This is a genomic window from Sideroxydans sp. CL21 (assembly GCF_902459525.1).
Lineage (GTDB): Bacteria > Pseudomonadota > Gammaproteobacteria > Burkholderiales > Gallionellaceae > Sideroxyarcus.
The window spans coordinates 1622612-1644614 of the sequence record NZ_LR699166.1 but is presented as its reverse complement, the minus strand read 5'-3'; the positions used below and the strand labels follow the sequence as shown (position 1 = coordinate 1644614).

The following is a 22003-nucleotide window of genomic DNA, read 5'->3' as shown; positions in this document are numbered from 1 at the left end:
ATTTGCTGTCCCCTTGCCAGACCGCGTCAATGCTTGATCGCAGGCGATACCCCTGTTTCGTTGATGACCACCGGAGTTGCTTCAGTGCTTGTATTCGGCTCTGGTAGTGGCTCCGGCTTGCGTTCCAGAGCCATCTCCAATACCTGTTCTATCCACTTAACAGGATGAATATCCAGTTTGTTTTTAACGTTATCCGGAATCTCCACCAGATCCTTGGTGTTTTCTTCGGGAATCAACACTACCTTGATTCCACCGCGTTGAGCGGCCAACAGCTTTTCCTTCAAGCCGCCAATAGGCAACACCTCGCCACGCAGGGTAATCTCGCCTGTCATCGCCACATCAGCGCGCACCGGAATCCCGGTCAGCGCAGAGACCATCGCGGTACAGATTCCAATACCGGCACTCGGACCATCCTTGGGTGTCGCGCCTTCCGGCAGGTGGATATGCAGATCGCTCTTCTCGTAAAAGTTTGCGGCGATCCCCAAAGTCTTGGCACGGCTACGCACCACGCTCAGAGCTGCCTGAATAGATTCTTGCATCACCTCGCCCAACTTGCCGGTGGTGGTCGTCTTGCCTTTACCCGGCAGCACAGCCGTCTCTATGGTCAGCAATTCGCCGCCGACTTCCGTCCACGCCAAGCCGGTGACTTGCCCAACTTGATTTGTCTTTTCTGCGATGCCGTAGCTGTAACGACGCACACCAAGGTATTTATCCAGATTACGCGCATTGACTGTGACTTTATTTTCGCGGCCTTTCAGCAGCAGCGACTTCACCACCTTGCGGCAAATCTTTGACAATTCGCGTTCCAGACTGCGCACACCGGCTTCCCGTGTGTAGTAGCGCAGAATGTCACGGATCGCACTTTCAGAAACAGCGATCTCTTCTGGATTCAACCCGTTGTTCTTGATCGCCTTAGGCAACAAATAGCGCGTGGCGATATTGACCTTTTCATCTTCGGTGTAGCTGGACACATGGATCACCTCCATACGATCCAGCAATGGTGCCGGTATGTTCATGCTATTTGAGGTTGCGACGAACATCACATCGGACAAGTCGTATTCGACTTCGACGTAGTGATCGACGAAAGTGTGATTCTGTTCCGGATCCAGCACCTCGAGCAGAGCAGATGAGGGATCGCCGCGAAAATCCATGCCCATCTTGTCGACTTCATCCAGCAGGAACAATGGATTCTTCACTCCGACTTTGCTCATGTTCTGCAAAATCTTGCCCGGCATGGAGCCGATGTATGTGCGGCGATGACCGCGTATCTCGGACTCGTCACGTACACCGCCCAGCGACATGCGCACAAACTTGCGGTTGGTCGCACGCGCGATGGATTGTCCTAGCGAGGTCTTGCCCACGCCAGGAGGTCCAACCAGGCAAAGGATGGGCGCTTTCATCTTGGTCACGCGCTGCTGCACCGCGAGATACTCCACAATGCGTTCTTTCACTTTGTCCAGGCCGTAATGATCCGCTTCCAGCACGTCTTCAGCATGCTTCAGATCGGTATCGATCTTGGTCTTCTTCTTCCAGGGGAGAGCGACTAACACGTCAATATAGTTACGCACCACTGTCGCTTCGGCAGACATCGGTGACATCAGACGCAACTTCTTCAGTTCAGCCTCGGCCTTGGCGCGCGCATCCTTCGGCATGTGCGCAGCCTTGATCTTTTTCTCGACTTCTTCGATGTCAGCGCCGTCTTCACCTTCACCCAGTTCTTTCTGGATCGCCTTGACCTGTTCGTTCAGGTAATACTCACGCTGGCTTTTTTCCATCTGGCGCTTCACGCGACCGCGAATGCGCTTCTCCACCTGCATGATATCCAACTCTGCTTCAAGCAAGCCCAGCAAATGTTCGAGACGCAACCGCACATCGAATATTTCCAGCACTTCCTGTTTTTGTTCGAGTTTCAGCGGCAAATGTGCAGCAATAGTGTCCGCAAGTCGCCCTGCATCGTCGATACCAGCCAATGAAGTCAGTATCTCCGGAGGAATCTTCTTGTTGAGTTTTACATATTGATCGAATTGATTGATCAACGCGCGACGCATCGCCTCAGCCTCATGACCAATCTCTTCATCGATTGGAACTGCTTGTATCTCGGCATCCAAATGAGATTTGTCGTCGAATATACGCAATACCTTGGCACGCTGCGTACCTTCCACCAGCACTTTGACTGTGCCGTCTGGCAGTTTCAGCATTTGCAGGATGTTGGCGATACTACCGATGCGATAGATATCTTCGGTCGCAGGTTCGTCCTTGGCGGCGGATTTTTGTGCAACCAGCACGATGCTCTTGCCTGCCTCCATTGCCGCTTCCAGCGCTTTGATGGATTTTGCACGACCAACGAACAGCGGGATGACCATGTGCGGAAATACCACGACGTCGCGCAAGGGCAACAAAGGGAACAGGTCAGCGTTTGTAGCAATAGGATCGTTTTCGGCCATGATTCGGACTCTGCGTGATTAGGGAATAATGATGAAATGGGGGCAGGAGTCAGTAATTCAAGTCCTGCCCGTCAAGGCCGTCATTACGCGGCCTTGGGTGTATCCGCATACATCACAATAGGTTTGATTTCGCCAGCACTATTTTCATCCAACACCACTTTACTCACATTCTCAACCGAAGGCAGATCAAACATGGTGTCCAGCAGTGCCTGTTCAAGAATGGAACGCAGTCCGCGGGCGCCTGTCTTGCGCGCCAGTGCCTTCTTGGCGATCACATTCAGCACGCCTTCGCGAAACTCCAACTCCACGCCCTCCATCGAGAACAGCTTCTGATATTGCTTGGTCAGTGCATTTTTGGGTTCGGTCAGGATCTGGATCAATGCCGCCTCATCCAGTCCTTCCAGAGTTGCCACCACCGGCAGACGACCAACAAACTCAGGTATCAAGCCGAATTTGATCAAATCCTCCGGCTCCACACCACGCAACACAGTGCCGATGTCCTGGTTGTCCTCGCGCTTGGAAAGGTTGGCAGAGAAACCGATGCCCGCTTTCTCGGAACGATTGCGGATCACTTTCTCCAAACCGTCGAACGCTCCACCGCAGATAAATAATATGTTACTGGTATCCACTTGCAGGAATTCGGTATTGGGGTGCTTGCGTCCGCCTTGCGGAGGAATGGAAGCCTTGGTACCTTCGATGAGTTTGAGCAGGGCCTGCTGCACGCCTTCGCCGGACACATCACGCGTGATCGACGGATTGTCCGACTTGCGCGAGATTTTGTCGATCTCGTCGATATAGACAATTCCGCGCTGCGCGCGTTCCACATCGTAATCGCAAGCCTGCAGCAGCTTCTGGATGATGTTCTCGACATCCTCGCCAACATAACCCGCCTCGGTCAGTGTGGTCGCATCCGCCATCACGAACGGAACGTTGAGCAGACGCGCCAGAGTCTGCGCCAGCAAAGTCTTGCCGGAGCCGGTAGGACCCACCAGCAGGATGTTGCTCTTGGCGAGTTCAACACCATCGCTATCCGTACTCTTCAAGCGCTTGTAGTGGTTATACACCGCCACAGACAATATTTTTTTGGCCTGGCGCTGGCCGATGACATACTCATCCAGACGCTTGCAAATATCATGCGGAACCGGCAGCTCGTTCTTGTCTGTCTTGTCCCCTCCGATCGTGCTTTGCGTCTCTTCGCGGATGATGTCGTTGCACAGCGCGATACACTCATCGCACACGAACACCGACGGCCCCGCGATCAACTTGCGCACCTCATGCTGGCTCTTACCGCAGAACGAGCAGTACAGCAGCTTGTCACCCTTGTTCTTGTCCGACGTCATTTGCACCTCCGCTCCGATAATATCGGCAGCTTACCTTGTTACTTAAACGCGTTTATCCAGCACCTTGTCCACCAGGCCATATTCCACGGCTTCCTGCGCAGTGAGGAAATTGTCTCGTTCGCTGTCGCGAGCGATTTCTTCGACAGTACGCCCGGTATGCAGCGCCATCAAGCTATATAGACGTTCGCGCAAACTCAGGATGTACTTGGCATGAATCTCGATATCCGAGGCCTGCCCACGGAACCCTCCCAGCGGTTGGTGGATCATTACCGTGGAATTGGGCAAGGCAAAACGTTTATCCTTCGCTCCTGCTTGCAGCAGGAATGCGCCCATGGATGCTGCCATACCGATACACAACGTGGACACCTGGGGCTTGATAAACTGCATGGTGTCGTAGATTGCCATGCCCGCCGAGATGGACCCGCCCGGTGAATTGATATAGAAATGGATATCCTTGTCTGGATTTTCCGATTCAAGGAAAAGCATCTGCGCAACGATCAGGTTTGCAGTGTGGTCGTTGACCTCCCCTACCAAAAACACCACACGCTCCTTCAACAGGCGCGAGTAAATGTCGTAGGCGCGTTCACCGCGTCCGCTGGTCTCGACCACCATCGGGATCATGCCGATGTCTTGCGGCTCCATCTCTTTCGGAAAAACGCTGTGCAACATATTCAATTACTCCCCATCAGTTCATTCAGAGTGACTGCCTGATCGCTCACCTTGGCACCCGCCATCACCCAGGCAACGACGTTGTCTTCCAGCACCAGGTTTTCAACTTCGCGCATACGGCCCGGTTCAGCTGCATACCAGCGCACCACTTCTTCCGGATGCTCATAACTTTGGGCATATTCCTGCACCAGCGCCTTCATCTGTTCGGGTTTGGCTTTGAGATCGTGCTTTTTCACCAGTTCCGCAAGGATCAGCCCCAGTTTCACGCGCTTGGTGGCACGCTCGACAAACATGTCCGGCGGCAACTGCATGCCTTTCGGTATTTTCATGCCGCGCGCTTCCATATCCTGCAAGGTCTGCTGCATGAGGTTTTGCGCCTCGCTTTCAAGCAACGCCTTGGGCACTTCCAGTTGCGCGATCTTGAGCAACACTTCCATCGCGTTGTCCTTGTTGCGCACCTTCACGCGGCGTTCGGCTTCGCGCCCCACATTCTCGCGAATCTCTTGCTTGAGCTTTTCTACATCCCCATCATCCGCACCCAGCGATTTGGCAAACTCCGCATCCACTTCGGGCAAATGCGCCTCTTCCACGGCATGCACGGTGATCGTAAAGGTGACTTGCTTGCCTGCAACCTCCTTGCCGTGATAGTCAGCAGGGAAAGTCATGTCGAACGATTTGGTTTCGCCGGCCTTCATGCCGAGGATAGCCTTCTCAAAGTCCGGAAGCATGCGTCCCGCACCCAACACCAGCGCCAAATCCTTGCCTTCACCGCCTTCAAATACCACGTCATTCAACTTGCCCGAAAAGTCGATGCGTACCTGATCGCCGTTCTGTGCGGCGCGGTCGGTTTTTTTGAATTCCGCACGCTGCTTGCGCAAAGTGTTGATCGTCTCTTCCACATCGGCATCGCCCAACGTGAACACGACGCGATTCACGCTTTCGCCGGAGATCTCTCTGAGCACAACTTCCGGATAGACCTCAAAGGTCGCACTGAATTCGATTTGGGGCGCGTTCAAGTCTGCTGTCTTGATCTCGAACTGCGGATAACCCGCCACTTGCAGCTTGTTGGTGACTGCAGCATCGGCAAAAGTACGCTGCAGACTCTCGCCCAGCACTTCCTGTTGCACGGAGGGTCCGTATTGTTGCTCCAAAACCTTGTACGGTACTTTGCCCGGGCGGAAGCCGTGCACCTTGGCCGTGCGCCCGATGCGCTTCAATCGCGCTTCCATTTCGCCGCGCAATTGCTGTTGGGGGATGGATGCGTTCAAACGGCGTTGCAATCCACTCAGGGTCTCTACATTTGACATACTGACACTTCCTTTGAATTTAGGCTGGCTACAAAAACGAATACGAGGGTGGAATAATACATGAAACAGGACGGGAAGGCCCGCCCGTCCACTCACTCTACATGTGCCGGCACCTGCGGCAGGTGCCAGATGTCGCGGTTATAGTCCTGTATGGTGCGGTCGCTGGAGAACTTGCCGCTGGTGGCGCTATTGAGGATGCTCATGCGCGTCCAGCGTTCCCTGTCGCGGTATGCAGCTGCGACTTCCTGCTGCGCATCCACAAAACCGCGAAAATCAGCCGCCGTCAGCCAGGGGTCGTTCGGGTTCAGAATCGACTGCACGACCGGATCGAATAACCCCGATTCGAACAAGTTGAAATGCCCGCTTTGCAAAAGGTGTATTACCCGGGGAAAATCGGCGTCATTGGCGACGATAGCGGCAGGGTCATAATGTCCGCGCATTGCTTCCACCTGAACCGCAGTCAAGCCGAACAGGAAAAAGTTCTCAGCACCCACTTCTTCGCGGATCTCGATGTTCGCACCATCCAAAGTACCTATGGTGATCGCGCCGTTCATCATGAACTTCATGTTGCCTGTTCCCGAAGCTTCCTTGCCCGCGGTGGATATCTGCTCGGACAGATCTGCTGCCGGACAGATCACCTCCATCGCCGAAACACGATAATCGGGTAAAAAAGCCAACCTTAACAATCCCTTGGTGGCCGGATCGTGATTGACGACATCTGCCACCGCCGTCACCAGGCGAATGATGCGCTTTGCCATGATGTAACCGGGTGCGGCCTTGCCGCCGATCAACACGCAACGCGAAGTCCAGTTTGCGACGTCGCCGCGTTTGATGCGGTCATACAGGTGAATGACATGCAGCACATTGAGCAATTGGCGCTTGTATTCGTGAATACGCTTCACCTGCACATCGAACATCGCGGCAGGATCGAATTCGACTCCGCAATCGGACGCGACCATCTCTGCGAGGCGCTGCTTGTTGGACTGTTTTACCTTGTGCCACTCGGTGCGGAACTTTTTATCACCGGCAAACCCCTTCAACGCCGTCAACTTGGTCAGGTCAGTGCGCCATGCATCGCCGATACTGCGGTCAATCAGGCTGCTCAACAAAGGATTGCTTGATGCCATCCAGCGGCGCGGTGTCACACCGTTGGTCTTGTTGTTGAACTTACTCGGCCAAAGCTCGAAAAAATCATGGAACAGATGCTGTTGCAATAGCTGCGAATGCAGCGCCGCGACGCCATTAACCGAGTGGCACGCCACCACGGCCAGGTAAGCCATGCGTATCTGCGGTGTTCCAGTTTCATCGATGATGGACATGCGGCGCTCACGATCAATGTCGCCCGGCCAGCGCATCGAGACTTCCCGGGTAAAGCGCGCGTTGATTTCGCGAATAATATCCAGCAATCGCGGCAGCAAACGTCCGAACATGCTCACTGCCCAGCGCTCCAGCGCTTCCGGCAGCAAAGTATGGTTGGTATAGGCCATGGTATTCGACGTGATCTCCCATGCCTCATCCCAACCCAGGCCATGCTCATCCATCAGCAAGCGCATCAATTCCGGTACGGCACAGGTCGGATGGGTATCGTTCAGCTGGAAGCAATTTTTCGCGGCAAAGCCGGAAAAATTCTGACCATGTTTATGGACCCACTTCCGCAACACATCCTGCAGGCTCGCCGATGCCAGGAAGTACTGCTGGCGCAAGCGCAATTCCTTGCCGTTTTCGCTGGCATCGTTCGGGTATAGCACCATGGTGATATGCTCAGCCGCGTTCTTGGCCGCGACGGCCTCGGTGTAGCTGCCGGCATTGAACTCGTCCAGATCGAACTCTTCGGTCGCGGTTGCTTTCCACAAGCGCAAGGTATTCACCGTACCGTTGCCATATCCTGGTATCGGCATGTCGAAAGGCACAGCCAGCACGTCCTGGGTGTCGACCCAGCGCGCAAGCGTGTTTCCGGCCGCATCAATGTAGAAATCGCTGCGCCCGCCGAACTTGACCCTGACCGCATATTCCGGACGCTCGATCTCCCAGGGATTGCCATTGCGCAGCCAGTGATCCGGCTCCTCCAGCTGGTGCCCATGATCGATCTTTTGACGGAACATGCCATACTCGTAACGAATGCCGTATCCCGTCACCGGCAATTGCAGCGTCGCACAGCTATCCAGGAAGCACGCCGCCAATCGACCCAGGCCGCCATTACCCAAACCGGCATCGCTCTCCAGTTCCTGCACCTCTTCCATGTCCAGGCCCAGATTGCGCATCGCCTCCGCACCGGCCCCCTGCAGATCCATGTTCAACAGCGCGTTGCCCAAAGCCCGCCCCATCAGGAACTCCAGTGACAGGTAATACGCCTGTTTGCAATCGGACTCGTTGTAAGCGCGCTGGGTTCGCCGCCAACGCTCCACCAGCCGGTCTCTCAATACCAACGCGCAGGAGGAATACACATGGTGCGACGACACACTTGCACTATCCCAGCCGAGTGTGTGATTGAAGTAGCGGCAGAAATCTTCTTCCAGCCCGATTGCATTCATACCCAGGGGTGGTATTTTCAGCGTGTTCGGATGTTTGGCGAGAAACGGCTTGTTGACAGTATTCATTTCATTTCCAAATTTAAAATTTTAAAGATTAGTTGCTGGAAATCTGCAGCAACATTGATGCCAAGTTTCAGTCTGTCAGTCAAGAATTCCGAACGTACTTTCATGAAGGTCAACCATGCATAGGCAACAACCCGGACTCATCCTTTCCGGAACGGCTACGGCACCAACACGGTGCAGCTGGCACCGACCGGCACCAACTTGCCTCGTTACGCCATTTCCCTCCAAAAACTCAATCATGTCATAGCAAGCGATCCGCCACCCATATGCGGATATGGAAAGCGATTTAAAATGCTGGATGTAGATCGGGTAAACGCGGGGAAAAGCCATAACAGCATGAATAAATCACATGCGCCACATGGGTAAGTTTCCCCACAAACGTGAACGAATACCAACACTGCAACAACGAAATCGCTTTAGTCATGCTCAGCCACTTCAACTAATTTCAAACCACTTCGGAACGGCGCATGGTCCCGCCCATCGCAGGTGCGCCGCTGCCTACGCTGAGTACGTGTTGCAGTTCCTCCGGTGCCCTGAGCTTGAGCAAGTGGTACAAGTTGGAAAGGTTGCGCCTGAACAAGCTGTCGAACGACGCAACGCTCAGCGCCGAATTGTAATCACCGAACCACCAGAACCAATCCGAACCTTCGCAATCTGCAAGCTGTTCGGTGGCCAGGCGCATTTCCTCTTCATTTAGCCGTCCGCTCGCCATGACAATGTCGTAACTGCGTTTTGCATCGCACAGCAGATCCCAACCGCGATTTTTGTCGGGAGAACCGATCCAGGTGCTGAATGTGCCGTATACCCAGCTGCCCGCCACCAGCTGCTGCAATTTGCTCGGCGTCACACACGCATCCTGTCCGTCCAGACCCCGCACACATTCATGAAAAGTGGTGGTGCGGATATCCGGATGGTTTTCCAGTTTGGCATACAATTCGGACAGGAAGTAATAGGCGTTGTAAGGATAATATTCCCATGCGTTTTCGCCATCCAGGATCACCGTGACCACGGGATCATCCGCGCCGGGTGAGTTGCGCAATATCTCCTCCAGTTGATGGACGAAATCGGCGGCGGCATCGTCGCCCTTCCACTTCGCGTATTCGAAGCCGACCTTGTCAGACAGGTGGTCATCGCGGAAGAAACAATAGATAGGCTTGCCGCCGGTCTCAACCAGATAAGGTTTGTACAGATAGCCCGAACTGCCCGGCAAGGGATAGTCGTTCATTTCGCGCAGCAGGCTGTTGGCCAGCACCGCCTGTCCGGTCGCGGTCCATTCGCAACCGTGTTCCGCCAGCACCTTCAACGTCGCTCGCGACACACCGCCTTCGGACGGCCACATCCCGTGAGGTGCGGCACCAAAATTCTGTTTGTGGCTCGCCACGGCATTTGACAGATGAGAATGCAGCCGCGAAAGCCCGCCGGGATATTGCGCGGATTGGGGCAAAAGTGCGTTGGGTTCGCTCTCACGCGCCGCAGCAAAATCAAGCAACAACGGCATGATGGGATGATTGTACGGGGTGGAGGATATTTCGATCTGCCCGAGTTCGGCCAACTTCCGGTAGCGGGGCACAATGTTTGCAATGGTCGTGCCTATCAGATCAAACAACTCCTTGCGCTCGGCAAAAGTGAACTGGCTGCCCTTGGTCATCAACCGCGCCACCGTTTCACTGCTGCGCCGGATACTCTCACCCATCCACACCAGGTGGTACCAGACCAGCAAATCGGCCAGATACTGTCCGGACAGATAGGTCACGTTCTCGCGACCGTGCCCATCCATTAATGCCTGCAAATCGAACAGGTGTTGGTAAGCCCGGTATGGCTTCAACATTTTGGTATGGTTGCTCTTGAAACAACTGTCCAGAATGTGTTGCCGGGCTTCGTCCCCCAATTCATCCAGATGCTCGTGACACAGCATCCTGAGCAGCGCGTCGCGGATGTGGCCGCTCTTGAACTGCTGTTCGTAATCATGCAACTGTTCGACCAGAATGGGCACAAAGTTAACCACCGCCTTCGCCTTGGGATGCTGCTCAAGGTGATAAACCATATCGGTGTAATCCTTCATGGCATGCAGATACGTCCAGGGAAGGACATATCCGTGGTGCAGATATTCGCGGTAATCCGGCTGATGCATGTGCCAGCACAGAATGAGCTGAAGTTTCTTGTCTGTGTTCTGTGGCATGTTGCTTTGTGGCATGGCGCTTTCCATTGACTGCAATTTATTCCAAAAGTCTCATCGGATGTGGTGAATCGACTGCCCCAGCATGTCCGGGGTCACCAGTGTGACACCGCCGGGAGATACGTGGAAACGACGTGCATCTTCCTCATGGTCGAAACCGATCCTCATTCCGTCCGGTATTTTACAATTATTGTCGAGTACCACCCGATTCAGTTTAACGTCTTCCCCGATTCGTGCGCCGGACAGGATCACCGAATCGTCGATCTCGCTGCGCGCGCCAACCCGAATATCCGAGAACAACAAGGAATGGTGCACTCTGGCGCCGCTGATGATGCAACCGCCGGAAACCATGGAGTCGATCGCCACACCACGCCTGCCTTCGTCATTGAATACGAATTTGGCGGGCGGCAGCTGTTCCTGGTACGTCCAGATCGGCCAGTTCTTGTCATACAGATCCAGAGCGGGGGTCACATTGACCATTTCCATATTGGCATCCCAATAGGCATCTATGGTTCCCACATCGCGCCAGTAGGGTTCAACGCCGTCAGCCGTGCCGACGCAACTCTTCTCGAAACGGTGTGCATACACACGATAACGATCGATCAGGTAGGGGATGATATCGTGACCGAAATCGTGAGTGGACTTCTTGGTGTCCGCATCGCGAATCAGCTGTTCGTACAAAAACCGGGCGTTGAACACGTAGATGCCCATACTCGCCAGGATACGGCCCGGTTTTCCCGGAATCTCATCTCCTTTTGGAGGTTTCTCGGTAAACTTGATGACTCGGTCCTTTTCGCCAACGGTCATCACGCCGAACGACGACGATTCGGACGCTGGCATTTCAACGCAGCCCACCGTCATATCCGCATCGCTGCTCACGTGATACGCCAGCATCTCGCCGTAGTCCATCTTGTAAATATGGTCTCCCGCAAGAATCACGATGTACTCCGGATTATACCCGCGCAGGATGTCGATATTCTGGAACACCGCATCTGCGGTACCCCGATACCACTCCTCCTGGATGCGCTGTTGCGCGGGCAGCAAAGCCAGGAATTCGTTGAACTCGCCGCGCAGAAAACCCCAGCCCTTCTGGACATGCTCGATCAGCGTGTGCGCCTTGTATTGTGTCACCACGCCGATGCGCCTGATGCCGGAATTGATGCAATTTGACAGGGGAAAATCGATGATGCGGAACTTGCCGCCGAACTGCACTGCCGGCTTCGCGTTCCAGTCCGTCAGGTTGTGCAACCGGCTGCCTCGCCCTCCCGCCAACACCAGGGCTACGGTGTTCTTGGTCAATGCACTGATGAATCGTGGTGAACGCATTTCTTGTACCATGATGCTCCCTCCTCCCCTTTAGTCACTTCCCAAAAACATTACTTATGATTACTTATGTGATCGTCCGGTACAGGTCAATATATCGTTGGGCACTGTTGCCCCAGCCGACATCGCGGTGCATGCCGTTAAGTTGTATTCTTTTGAAATTATTTTCGTCGCGATAACATTCGATCGCCCGCACAATGGTGCGATACAAAACGGCTGAATCCGTCTCGTCGAACACAAAGCCGGTACCGTCTGCCTCTTTCGCGTCGATCACCGAATCCGCCAGACCGCCTGTCCGGCGCACCACCGGCGGCGTACCGTAGCGCATGCCATACATCTGGTTCAGGCCACAGGGTTCGAAACGGGACGGCATCAGGAAAATGTCTGCGCCCGCCATGACCTGATGCGACAAAGCCTCGTCGAAACGCACGGTGACCGAGACTCTACCCGGATAACGATGCGCCAATTGCTGGTAGCGCCGCTCCAGATCCACTTCGCCGCTGCCCAGCACCACCAGTTGCGCACCGCCATCCAGCAATTTGGGCAGACTTTCCAACAGCAAATCCAATCCCTTTTGATAGGTCAGGCGGCTCACAACACCAAGTACAGGCGCATTGGCATTGGTTTCAAGACCGAGGCGTTGCTGCAAGCCCAGTTTGACTGTTGCTTTGGGCGCCAGATCACCGCTGTCATAAGTGGCAGCAAGATATTTGTCGGTCGCCGGATTCCATTCCTGATCGTCGATACCATTGAGAATACCGCTGACATCGCCGTTGCGCGCCGTGAGCAATCCCTGCATGCCATAGCCCATCTCGGTTGTTTGAATTTCACGCGCATAGGTCGGACTGACCGTCACAATACGGTCGGCGTAATGCAAGCCCGCTTTGAGGAAGGACAAGTAACCGTTGAACTCCACGCCATGCATATCGAAGCAGGATTGGGGCAGATCGAGCGGCTCCAGCCAGTCGCGGTCAAAATTACCCTGAAACGCCATGTTGTGAACTGTCATCACCGTCTTCGCATGCGTGCTCTGGGTCATTTGCAGATAGGCCGGAGCGAGACCGCTCTGCCAGTCGTTGCAATGCACGATGTCGGCGCGCCAGGCGACAGGCGACAGAGCGCTGCCCAGCGTGGCAGCCACTTTGGACAACATGCCGAAACGCATTGCGTTATCCGGCCAGTCGCCGCCCAATTCGTATTGATAGGGTCCCGCCACGCGAGAATAGTATTGCGGCGCATCCAGCACATATACCGGCACTCCGGTCTCCGGCATCTTTGCGCCCAGCAGCCTCACCTCGGGCTGCCCCGGGAACACCGCAAAGGTTGCGACCGTGCGCTTGTTTTCCAGCTTGTCCAACACCGGGGTATACCCAGGTATCAACAACCGCACGTCTTCCCCCAGCGCTTGCAGGGCGGCAGGCAGCGCAGCGCTGACGTCGGCCAAACCGCCGGTCTTGATCAGCGGGTGGACTTCTGAAGTGGCGAAAAGTATCTTCATTTGAGAGCGTTGTAGTGATGGATCAATCCGTTGGTGGACGAGTCATGCGCCGAGATTTCTGCACCGCTGCGCAACTCGGCCTGGATATGGGTAGCCAACTGTTTCCCCAGTTCCACGCCCCATTGGTCGAAAGAATTGATGTTCCAGATGATGCCCTGTACGAAGATCTTGTGCTCATAGAGCGCAATCAGTCGGCCCAGCGTGCGCGGCGTCAACTTCTCGAACAGCATGGAATTGGTGGGCTTGTTGCCTGGGAACACCTTGTGCGGCAGCAGCGCCTCGATGGCTTTTGCTTCCAGGCCGGAATTTTTCAACTCGCCCAGCGCTTCCGCTTCGGTCTTGCCGCGCATCAGCGCTTCAGTCTGTGCAAAAAAATTCGACAGCAGTGTCGGATGATGCTCGCCCAGCGGATGAAAATCCTGCGCCGACGCGATGAAATCTGCCGGAACCATCTGCGTACCCTGGTGAATATTCTGGAAATACGCGTGTTGCCCGTTGGTGCCGATACCGCCCCACAGAATGGGACCGGTCGGGTAATCAACGGAAACACCATCGCGGTCAACGCATTTGCCGTTGCTCTCCATGTCGGCCTGCTGGAAATACGGCACGAAAAATTCCAGCGTCTGGTCATAAGGCAACAGCGCCTGAGTCGAGACACGGTGGAAATTGTTGTACCAGATGCCCAGCAAGGCCAGGATCACCGGCATGTTCTGTTCCAGTGGCGCGGTGCGGAAATGCGTATCCATCTCGTAGCCGCCGCGCAGCAGTTCCTCGAAATTATCCATGCCGACCGCCAATGCAATGGGCAGTCCGATCGCCGACCACAGGGAATATCTCCCGCCTACCCAGTCGGAGAATTCGAACATGTTCGCCACATCGATGCCGAATGCTGCGACCTCTTTGGAATTGGTCGAAAGCGCCACGAAATGTCTGGCGACGTGTCTGTTGTCGCCGGCGCTGCGCAGAAACCAGTCGCGTGCCGACCGCGCATTCATCAGCGTCTCTTGCGTGGTGAAAGTCTTGGAGGCAACGACGAACAACGTGGTCTCCGGGTCGAGAGTCGCCAGATTCTCCAGCAAGTCTGTACTGTCGACATTGGAAACGAAATGCACCTTCACCTTGCCGGCATAGGGATGCAAGGCCCGGCACACCATCAACGGCCCGAGGAATGATCCGCCGATTCCGATGTTCACGACATCGGTGATGGCCTTGCCGGAATAGCCGCGCCACGTCCCGTCGCGTACGCTTGCGCTGAAGACGCGCATCTTGTCCATTACCCGGCGCACGCCCGGCAGCACATCCTGTCCATCGACCACAATTGGCGCATGCTTGGTATCCAGCGCCGCACGCAGGGCCGTGTGCAACACCGCGCGCTGCTCGGTAGAGTTTATCTTCGCGCCGGAGAACATCTTGTCGCGCCAGCCTTCGACGTCGCACTGGCGTGCCAGTGCGAACAGCAACGCCATCGTCTCTTGGGTGACAAGGTTCTTTGAATAATCCAGCAACAGATCGTCCAGACGCAGGGAAAAACGCCCGAAGCGATTTGGGTCGTCGTCAAACAAACGACGCATCGAAAGCTGTCTATTTGCAGCGTAATGGGCAAGCAAAGCTTGCCAGGCTGTTGATTGTGTCAATGCAGACATACTCTCCCCCTGATGCCGTCAAAGCACTCGCTGCAACACGACCCCGGCCAGCGGCGGCAATGTCAGTGTCAACGATTGCGGTTCGCCGTTCCAACTGATGTCCGAGGTATCCATCCCCAGCCCGTTGCCCATATTGGAACCGCCGTAAAAATGCGAATCGCTATTGAATATTTCGCGGTAACGACCCTTGTGCCGCACGCCGACGCGATAATTTTCCCGCGGCACCGGCGTGAAATTAAGAATCACCACCACACATGAACCGTCGCGTGCGAAACGGCGAAAGCTCAACACCGACTGATCCGCATTGTTGCAATCCAGCCACTCGAAGCCTTCCGGCGAGAAATCCTGCTCATGCAGCGCCGGAACATTTGCGTACAGGCGATTGAGGTCGCGCAGGGCAGACTGCACCCCGCTGTGCTCGCCGCGCCCGAGAAGGTACCAATCCAGCTCCGAACCCACCTTCCACTCGTGTCCCTGTGCAAATTCATTGCCCATGAAATTGAGTTTCTTGCCCGGATAAGTCATCTGGTAGGTAAACAGCAGGCGCAAATTGGCGAATTTCTGCCAAGTGTCGCCAGGCATCTTGTCGAGGAGGGATTTTTTTCCATGCACCACTTCATCATGCGAGAACGGCAGCATGAAGTTCTCGGTGTAATTGTAGAGTTGGCCGAAAGTGAGGCTGTTGTGGTGGTAACGGCGATGCACCGGTTCGTGCTCGATATAATCGAGTGTGTCGTTCATCCAGCCCATGTTCCACTTCATGGAAAATCCCAATCCGCCCAGATATGTAGGGCGCGATACCATGGGCCAGGAAGTCGATTCCTCGGCAAGGGTCAGCGTGCCGGGAAAGCGCTCGTGCGTCATCACGTTCAGCTCGCGGAAGAAATCCACCGCTTCAATGTTCTCGCGCCCGCCGTATTTGTTCGGCAGCCATTGGCCAGCCTGACGCGAATAATCGAGGTATAGCATGGAGGCGACCGCATCCACGCGCAAGCCGTCGATATGGAATTCGCTCAACCAGAAGTGCGCGTTGGCCAGCAGGAAATTGCGCACTTCGTTGCGACCGTAATTGAAGATCAGCGTACCCCAATCCTGGTGTTCGCCCAGCCTGGGATCTTCGTGCTCATATAGCGCAGTGCCGTCAAATCGTGCCAAGGCAAAAGCGTCCTTCGGAAAATGAGCGGGCACCCAGTCGAGGATCACGCCGATGCCGGCGACGTGGCAGGCATCGACGAAATACCGGAAATCATCCGGCGTACCGAAACGGCTGGTCACGCCGTAATAACCGGTGGTCTGATAGCCCCAGGATTCGTCCAATGGATGCTCGCTGATCGGCATCAACTCGATATGTGTAAATCCCATGTCCTGCACATAGGGCACAAGGCTGTCGGCCAATTCGCGGAAATTGTAGAAACGCCCGTCCCAGTGACGTTTCCACGAGCCGGCATGCACTTCGTATACGTTCAATGGCTGGTGCATCCAGTCGCGGTTCGCACGACGATCCTGCCAAGCGGCATCGCGCCACTCATAGCCATCCAGCACCGCAACTCTGGAAGCAGTGCCGGGACGCCTTTCAAAGCTCAAACCGTAAGGATCGGTCTTGACGAAAACTTCTCCGGAGTTGCGGTTGCGTATCTCGAATTTGTAGAACTCACCCAGCCCTATATCCGGCATGAAGAGTTCCCAAACACCGGTACTGCCCAGCGCCCGCATCGGACACACACGCCCGTCCCAGCCGTTGAAATCTCCCACCACACTGACTCGTTCGGCATTCGGTGCCCACACGGCGAAACGCACTCCCCACACCCCGTCGCACTCCATGTGGTGCGAGCCGAGCATGCGGTAAGCCTGTTCCAGCCGGCCTTGTGAGAAAAGATAGAGATCATGCTCGCTGATGCTGCTGCCGAAACAGTAAGCATCATGCACTTCGATGGCGTGATTAAAAAAATTCAGCTTCAGGCGGCAGCGTGCAGGCAACGCCTTTTTGCCCTGCCAGTGGTAGAAACCATTGGAACTGTCGCGCACAAGCGGTTGCCAAGTATCTCCGTCGTGAACGGAAATCTCCGTGGCATGGGGTTGAAAAACCCTCAGAACCCAACCGGACCTGTTCTGATGCAACCCCAGATATGAAAAGGGGTCATGATGGCGCGCTTCTAGAATGGAGCGCTTGTTTTGGGTATCACTAGGCATCTTTTCGCTCCTCAGCCGCAATATAGCCTTTTAGCACGAGTGGGGCAATTCAAAAGCGAAAGTGTAGTTAAACTGTAACCAATAATTGAGGCGTATAGCGGGCAGATATGATTTCATTGCGGTGAGACATACGCCAGTCCGATCGCGCTTTTCCAGTACACCGGCGCGTATACGAACTACCCATTTGCAACATTTAAACGAATATTCCCTGTTTTTTCAAATATACAGTTTTCGCTGTATTGAATGGGACATCCATATCGAGTACCTTAGTTCAAGTCAACTTTAAAGAATCTCTTGATTCCTGCAGGAAGGAGATACTTCCAATGAGATTGCCATGGCGTATGTTATTTTGGGTCGGGTTCTGCTGTTCATTGCCAGCCAAGGCGGACATATATGAATACACAGGCAATGACGGCATGGTTTACCTAAGCAATGTTCAAAAGAATGACCAATACAAGGTGCTGATTTCGGCACCGCTGGAACCAACGACAGAGACAGAACCACCGGCTCAAGCCGACAAGCCTTCTATCAACCTTGCAGGCAAATCCGGTTATAACCAACTCATTAGAGGAGTTGCCAGACAGTATGGCCTGGATAGCGCTTTGCTCCACGCGATAATCACGGTAGAGTCCAAATATAATCCCAAGGCCGTTTCACATAAAGGCGCGGTCGGCTTGATGCAACTCATGCCGAACATCGCCAATCAATACGGAATTGACAACTTGTACGACCCGGCACAAAACGTCCAGGGCGGGGCGCAGTATCTACGTGACTTGCTGAACAGATTCAACGGAGATGTAAGTCTGGCGCTTGCCGCATACAACGCAGGCGAAATTGCGGTAGCACGGAATGGCAACCGAATCCCTCCCTATCGCGAAACCAGGGACTATGTGCCAAAGGTATTGCACTTCTACAGAAAGTACCAGGCAAGCCAGTCGTATTGAGCTGGATGAATGCAGGTCGTGCATGACGTTAAGTCAGCAGATCGCCTTAACAGGCCCTAATTTGTTGTCGCCAGGTAATTTGTACAAGCTCGTGCCATCTCGTCCCGGTTCATGCTTCCAAGCTCCTCGGTGACGTCGTGATACGCCTGCTTGTATTCCTCCGCACCGGCAACCTGATCTACCGTTTCTTTTGTGGCATCGCCGATCACCGTCTTAATCTCCAGAAGATATTTCGATGCTTCCCGTGGATTGACGCTACTACAGGCAGTCAAAATGCCCCTCATGCGTCCCAATTGCCCGGGATCGACTGAAGAGGACGCAAAATCAATTGCTGGATATGCCAGCGCCGCAACAAAAACAAGAATTTGTATTCTCTTCATGATCAACCTCTCTGTCTTGTTAGCATTCCTTGGCATGCATCCAGCGCATTGCTCTGCAAATATGGAAAACGGTTGCCATAACAACTGCTCCGGATCACGGCACCAGCCAATTGGAGTCCGCAATCAAACGGCCATCCCTGGAATCGGCGAAATGAACGACATATCCACCTTTGGATGCAAAACGCTGGCCTGGTGCAAGCGACAGGTGCGGGTAATATCCGGTAATGATTCGGTGGGCAAGCATGTCCTGGACACGCTCGACGAGATAATCGGGCACAAAATTATCGGCCATATCACTGAGTGTCTCGGCAAGCAGACCGCACGCAAGGAACGTATCTGCCTGTACCTGCTCGTCCACGACCGGAATGTGCCGGATTGCGAACCAGCCGAGCGCGTAATCGACGGGTACGATCCGCTTTTCCGGCAAATCGAACGGGTATGCAAGATGCGTGCGGCTGCGCCAACTCGGCGGTAGCGGCGAATACTCGAGCCCCCCCATTAATCCAGACATGAACACCACACCAGGCGAGGCGGGAGCACGGCCGAGCGCAGCAACATCGGGTGGACGCAACCATAGGACAAGCACATTTGCGCTTGAAGCCTTGCGCAAGGCCTTGGCGACACCCCGGCCTGACGCACCCAGCGCAAGGACATGAGTATGCACGGCAATGCCATGGGATTTAAGCGCTGCGCCGAGTGCCTCGGCGGCTGGCTCGCCACTCTCGCCGGCGCGGTATATCTGGCTCACTACCTTGCCGCGGCCTGATTCCAGTATCCTGTTCGCTATCAGCTGTGCTTCCAGCAGCACTCCCCTTGAAAAATACAGGGAATAGAAATCCCGGTCGGCATTGATTGGGGGTACCTCGACGTTCGGAAACAGGCAAGGCAGGACCTCATGCTCGCAGAAGGCGTGAACCGGCTCCCAGTTCTTGCCACCCAGTCCAGACACAACCGCAAGTACCGGTTCTCTGGCGAGATCCTGCTTCAGCTGTTCCTCCCATGTGTTCGCCGGACCGGTCAGCTCCCACACATGCAGCTGCCAGCGGCGATTAACCATGAACATCGTGTTCGCCCACGCTGTCTTGTTGGACGTGCGCAGGCGCGGTGACGGAGCAAATTGAACCGCGTTTCTGTCGGCAAAATAGCGCTCGATCACATCGAGCATTCCGCGACGTTTAACGGGATCGGCATCCGGCGTGATGATGGTGGCAAAGTGCAGTACCGTGTCCGTGACGCCGGGCGTCTTCCGCTGGTCCAGACTTTTCAGATAGCTGATGAGCGCCGCCATATCTGCGTCGTTCAGCTCGAATTGCGGCATCAGATAGCTAAGCGGCTTTCCTGCAGCATCAACACCTTCGCGGATCGCTCTTGCGAGGGTCGCATCGGTATATAAAGGATCATGACCAACATGCATCGTTTCGACATACGGCAGGGATTGATCTCCGGTACCGTGGTCACCACGACGCAATAGATACATGCCAGTGATCGGCGGTATGGGGATACTGCCCTCTCTGACGCCGAAACCACTGCGCCTGTGGCAGTTGACGCAGGCCGCATCCGCTCCCTCCATGCGAATGCCGCCCTCGCGATACGCCACGAGCGGTACGCCCGATTCCAAAGTGCCGCGTCTGTAGATTGCCTCACCTGCACTCGTCATCGAATCGGCACGTGCGTAGCCCATCGGGTAGACCAGTGCGACGATCAGGAGAATCACGGCGCCTGCACAAATTGATGCGGCTACGCGCAAGAACCTGAACATGCGACAAATATTCATGACCAGGGGGCGCGCATTAGTGAGTCGCCCCCGAACCGGGCACGGATTGGGGGCTGAACCTCGGCATCTCTGCGGGCATGGATAACGCCGATCCGTCCATTTGACGGCCCGCCCTGGGCGAGTTGATGCCGGCGGGAGCCATGCTACGCCTACCCGGTACACCGGGTTGGGCGAACATCCGATCTTCCAGTGGCAGATTCAGTGAGACTTTATCTATCACCAGTTTTTCCGTCACCTTGCCAGTGTCCGCACCGCTTTCGATCATGAGCGGTATCTGAAGCCCCTCAATCGTCTGGTAGTTGCGATAGAACACCGCCACCGAGCCAGGCTGGCCAAATTTGTTGCGGAAAATGCGATCGTATTTGATGTCCAGGAATGTCTTGGCGTCGACCCACACATGATGGCTGTTGCCTGATGGCAACTTGACGCTCAAGCGATAAGCCTTGTGCCCCTCGACATCATCAATGCCTTCCAGCGCAACCGCAATTCCCTTGGCTTGATAATCCATGAGCGGCCCGTCGATGACCTGCCCATCACGCGCGAATCTCAACTCATCGGACGAGTATGGCTGCACATCAGGCCTGCCGTTGCCCGACGGACGCACCTTCCAGCCGTGAGCCCCGTCATACATGCGCACAGATGTTTGGCCTTGCGCTTTGACCTCAAAGCGCGTTTTATTGGGACGCTTCATTTCAAGGGCAAACGGCAACCTCGGTTCTGGAACATTTGCTCCTTCGATGTGCCCTATCCACACCATGGACTGAACCTTCCGCCATGCATCCAGGCCTCCTCTTGCGGCAACATTCTTCTCGACAATCTGGATCGCTGACAGTCCCTGCTCATTTGCAGGCTCAATGGCCACCGCAAGACCTGAAAAGCTCAACGCCAATGCCCAAGTTGCAATCATTCTCATGGCATTCACCTGTTCTGCTGCATGGATGCGTTGGCCACTGCCAACTGGGGTTTCGCAAATAAGGCATTCTCCATCGCCTGATTGATCGCCACATGCTCAATGTGCATCTTGTACGGTTGTTTGCCCCCATCGACCACGGTTTCCAGAATGTGAGGCATGGTCAGTCCGTTCTCTTTTTTGTACTCGCGGTAAAAAATGGCGACATTACGGAGTTTGCCGTCCAGCATTCTGGGTTCGCCGTCAATTTTTCGTTCCAGGAATGTTTTCGCGTCGACCCACACATGCCGCTCTACGCCGTTATTCATGGTCAGCTTGAGTTTGTAAGCGCGCTGTCCTTCCACGGATTCCGTACCCTGCAACTTTACCTTGATTCCTTTTTTGGCATAATCAATCAGCGGACCATCCAGTTCCTGCCAGTCCACCGCCGCGTTTCTCTCATCAGCGGTAAACGGCTCGACTTCACTGCGCCCCAGGAATGGTCGTACCTTCCAGCCTTGCACACCGTCGTAGACCTGCACCGCTGTTTGATTCTGGAAGAGAATCTCCAAGCGGCTCATGTGCGCTCTCTTCATTTTGAGTACGAACGGCAGCTCCGGATTTTTTTCACTGCCAGCCTCCAATTTGCCGGTCATCGTCAATGTTTTGGCGGCCCGCCAAGCCTCAAGTCCTCCGCGGGCATCCACATTTCTGGCAACGATTTGGGCCGCGGTCAGCTTGCCCGCAGGTGCGTTGTGGCTCTTGGAAACAGCAGCCGACGCCGTGAGTGAAACCAGACAACATGCCAGGCAGAGAAATCGTCTCATGTTTG

The 22003-nt window shown here is 54.9% G+C and carries 15 protein-coding genes; 1 reads left to right on the top strand and 14 read right to left on the bottom strand.

All coding sequences use genetic code 11. The features are described from left to right. Positions 1-26 precede the first annotated feature (26 nt). The 10 genes from lon to glgB form a co-directional block, all read right to left on the bottom strand. On the bottom strand, positions 27-2444 hold the full coding sequence (gene lon / locus QOY30_RS07635; RefSeq protein ID WP_283744036.1) for an endopeptidase La: 2418 nt from the start codon (positions 2442-2444) through the stop codon (positions 27-29). Positions 2445-2527: 83 nt separating this feature from the next. Further along, on the bottom strand, positions 2528-3784 hold the full coding sequence (gene clpX / locus QOY30_RS07630) for an ATP-dependent Clp protease ATP-binding subunit ClpX (protein ID WP_283744035.1): 1257 nt from the start codon (positions 3782-3784) through the stop codon (positions 2528-2530). A gap of 42 nt (positions 3785-3826) precedes the next feature. Continuing rightward, positions 3827-4453 carry an ATP-dependent Clp endopeptidase proteolytic subunit ClpP gene (clpP, locus tag QOY30_RS07625; protein WP_283744034.1) on the bottom strand — a complete coding sequence of 209 codons (627 nt, stop codon included), beginning with the start codon at positions 4451-4453 and terminating at the stop codon, positions 3827-3829. Between the two features lie 2 nt (positions 4454-4455). Further along, the gene (gene tig / locus QOY30_RS07620; protein WP_283744033.1) at positions 4456-5760 is read right to left on the bottom strand and encodes a trigger factor; all 1305 of its coding nucleotides are present in this window, start codon (positions 5758-5760) and stop codon (positions 4456-4458) included. A 92-nt stretch (positions 5761-5852) separates the two neighbouring features. Further along, complete coding sequence (locus QOY30_RS07615) at positions 5853-8357, bottom strand: glycogen/starch/alpha-glucan phosphorylase (protein WP_283744032.1); 2505 nt, start codon at positions 8355-8357, stop codon at positions 5853-5855. 442 nt (positions 8358-8799) lie between these two features. Continuing rightward, the gene (locus QOY30_RS07610; protein ID WP_283744031.1) at positions 8800-10548 is read right to left on the bottom strand and encodes a glycoside hydrolase family 57 protein; all 1749 of its coding nucleotides are present in this window, start codon (positions 10546-10548) and stop codon (positions 8800-8802) included. 36 nt (positions 10549-10584) lie between these two features. After that, entirely contained in the window at positions 10585-11868 is a 1284-nt protein-coding gene (glgC, locus tag QOY30_RS07605) for a glucose-1-phosphate adenylyltransferase (protein ID WP_283744030.1), read from the bottom strand. A gap of 52 nt (positions 11869-11920) precedes the next feature. Further along, the gene (glgA, locus tag QOY30_RS07600) at positions 11921-13351 is read right to left on the bottom strand and encodes a glycogen synthase GlgA (protein ID WP_283744029.1); all 1431 of its coding nucleotides are present in this window, start codon (positions 13349-13351) and stop codon (positions 11921-11923) included. Further along, complete coding sequence (gene pgi / locus QOY30_RS07595; RefSeq protein ID WP_283744028.1) at positions 13348-14994, bottom strand: glucose-6-phosphate isomerase; 1647 nt, start codon at positions 14992-14994, stop codon at positions 13348-13350. The genes glgA and pgi overlap by 4 nt, the downstream gene beginning before the upstream one ends. An 18-nt stretch (positions 14995-15012) precedes the next feature. After that, on the bottom strand, positions 15013-17184 hold the full coding sequence (glgB, locus tag QOY30_RS07590) for a 1,4-alpha-glucan branching protein GlgB (RefSeq protein WP_283744027.1): 2172 nt from the start codon (positions 17182-17184) through the stop codon (positions 15013-15015). Positions 17185-17600: 416 nt separating this feature from the next. Between glgB and QOY30_RS07585 the strand changes: the two genes are divergently transcribed. Then, complete coding sequence (locus QOY30_RS07585; RefSeq protein WP_283744026.1) at positions 17601-18128, top strand: lytic transglycosylase domain-containing protein; 528 nt, start codon at positions 17601-17603, stop codon at positions 18126-18128. A 56-nt stretch (positions 18129-18184) separates the two neighbouring features. Here QOY30_RS07585 and QOY30_RS07580 read toward each other — a convergent pair whose 3' ends face one another. The 4 genes from QOY30_RS07580 to QOY30_RS07565 form a co-directional block, all read right to left on the bottom strand. Next, positions 18185-18508, bottom strand: coding sequence for a hypothetical protein (locus QOY30_RS07580; RefSeq protein WP_283744025.1), 324 nt, complete (start codon positions 18506-18508; stop codon positions 18185-18187). Positions 18509-18602: 94 nt separating this feature from the next. Continuing rightward, positions 18603-20222, bottom strand: a complete 1620-nt coding sequence (locus tag QOY30_RS07575; protein ID WP_283744024.1) for a cytochrome c/ABC transporter substrate-binding protein — start codon at positions 20220-20222, stop codon at positions 18603-18605. Between the two features lie 76 nt (positions 20223-20298). Beyond that, on the bottom strand, positions 20299-21195 hold the full coding sequence (locus QOY30_RS07570; protein ID WP_283744023.1) for a LolA-like protein: 897 nt from the start codon (positions 21193-21195) through the stop codon (positions 20299-20301). A 5-nt stretch (positions 21196-21200) separates the two neighbouring features. Continuing rightward, positions 21201-21998 carry a LolA-like protein gene (locus QOY30_RS07565; RefSeq protein ID WP_283744022.1) on the bottom strand — a complete coding sequence of 266 codons (798 nt, stop codon included), beginning with the start codon at positions 21996-21998 and terminating at the stop codon, positions 21201-21203. Between the last annotated feature and the right edge of the window lie 5 nt (positions 21999-22003).

Coding starts and splice junctions, on each gene's coding strand:
- lon (WP_283744036.1), bottom strand. CDS start 2,444: ATGGCCGAAAACGATCCTATTGCTACAAACGCTGACCTGTTCCCTTTG.
- clpX (WP_283744035.1), bottom strand. CDS start 3,784: ATGACGTCGGACAAGAACAAGGGTGACAAGCTGCTGTACTGCTCGTTC.
- clpP (WP_283744034.1), bottom strand. CDS start 4,453: ATGTTGCACAGCGTTTTTCCGAAAGAGATGGAGCCGCAAGACATCGGC.
- tig (WP_283744033.1), bottom strand. CDS start 5,760: ATGTCAAATGTAGAGACCCTGAGTGGATTGCAACGCCGTTTGAACGCA.
- QOY30_RS07615 (WP_283744032.1), bottom strand. CDS start 8,357: ATGAATACTGTCAACAAGCCGTTTCTCGCCAAACATCCGAACACGCTG.
- QOY30_RS07610 (WP_283744031.1), bottom strand. CDS start 10,548: ATGCCACAAAGCAACATGCCACAGAACACAGACAAGAAACTTCAGCTC.
- glgC (WP_283744030.1), bottom strand. CDS start 11,868: ATGGTACAAGAAATGCGTTCACCACGATTCATCAGTGCATTGACCAAG.
- glgA (WP_283744029.1), bottom strand. CDS start 13,351: ATGAAGATACTTTTCGCCACTTCAGAAGTCCACCCGCTGATCAAGACC.
- pgi (WP_283744028.1), bottom strand. CDS start 14,994: ATGTCTGCATTGACACAATCAACAGCCTGGCAAGCTTTGCTTGCCCAT.
- glgB (WP_283744027.1), bottom strand. CDS start 17,184: ATGCCTAGTGATACCCAAAACAAGCGCTCCATTCTAGAAGCGCGCCAT.
- QOY30_RS07585 (WP_283744026.1), top strand. CDS start 17,601: ATGGTTTACCTAAGCAATGTTCAAAAGAATGACCAATACAAGGTGCTG.
- QOY30_RS07580 (WP_283744025.1), bottom strand. CDS start 18,508: ATGAAGAGAATACAAATTCTTGTTTTTGTTGCGGCGCTGGCATATCCA.
- QOY30_RS07570 (WP_283744023.1), bottom strand. CDS start 21,195: ATGAGAATGATTGCAACTTGGGCATTGGCGTTGAGCTTTTCAGGTCTT.
- QOY30_RS07565 (WP_283744022.1), bottom strand. CDS start 21,998: ATGAGACGATTTCTCTGCCTGGCATGTTGTCTGGTTTCACTCACGGCG.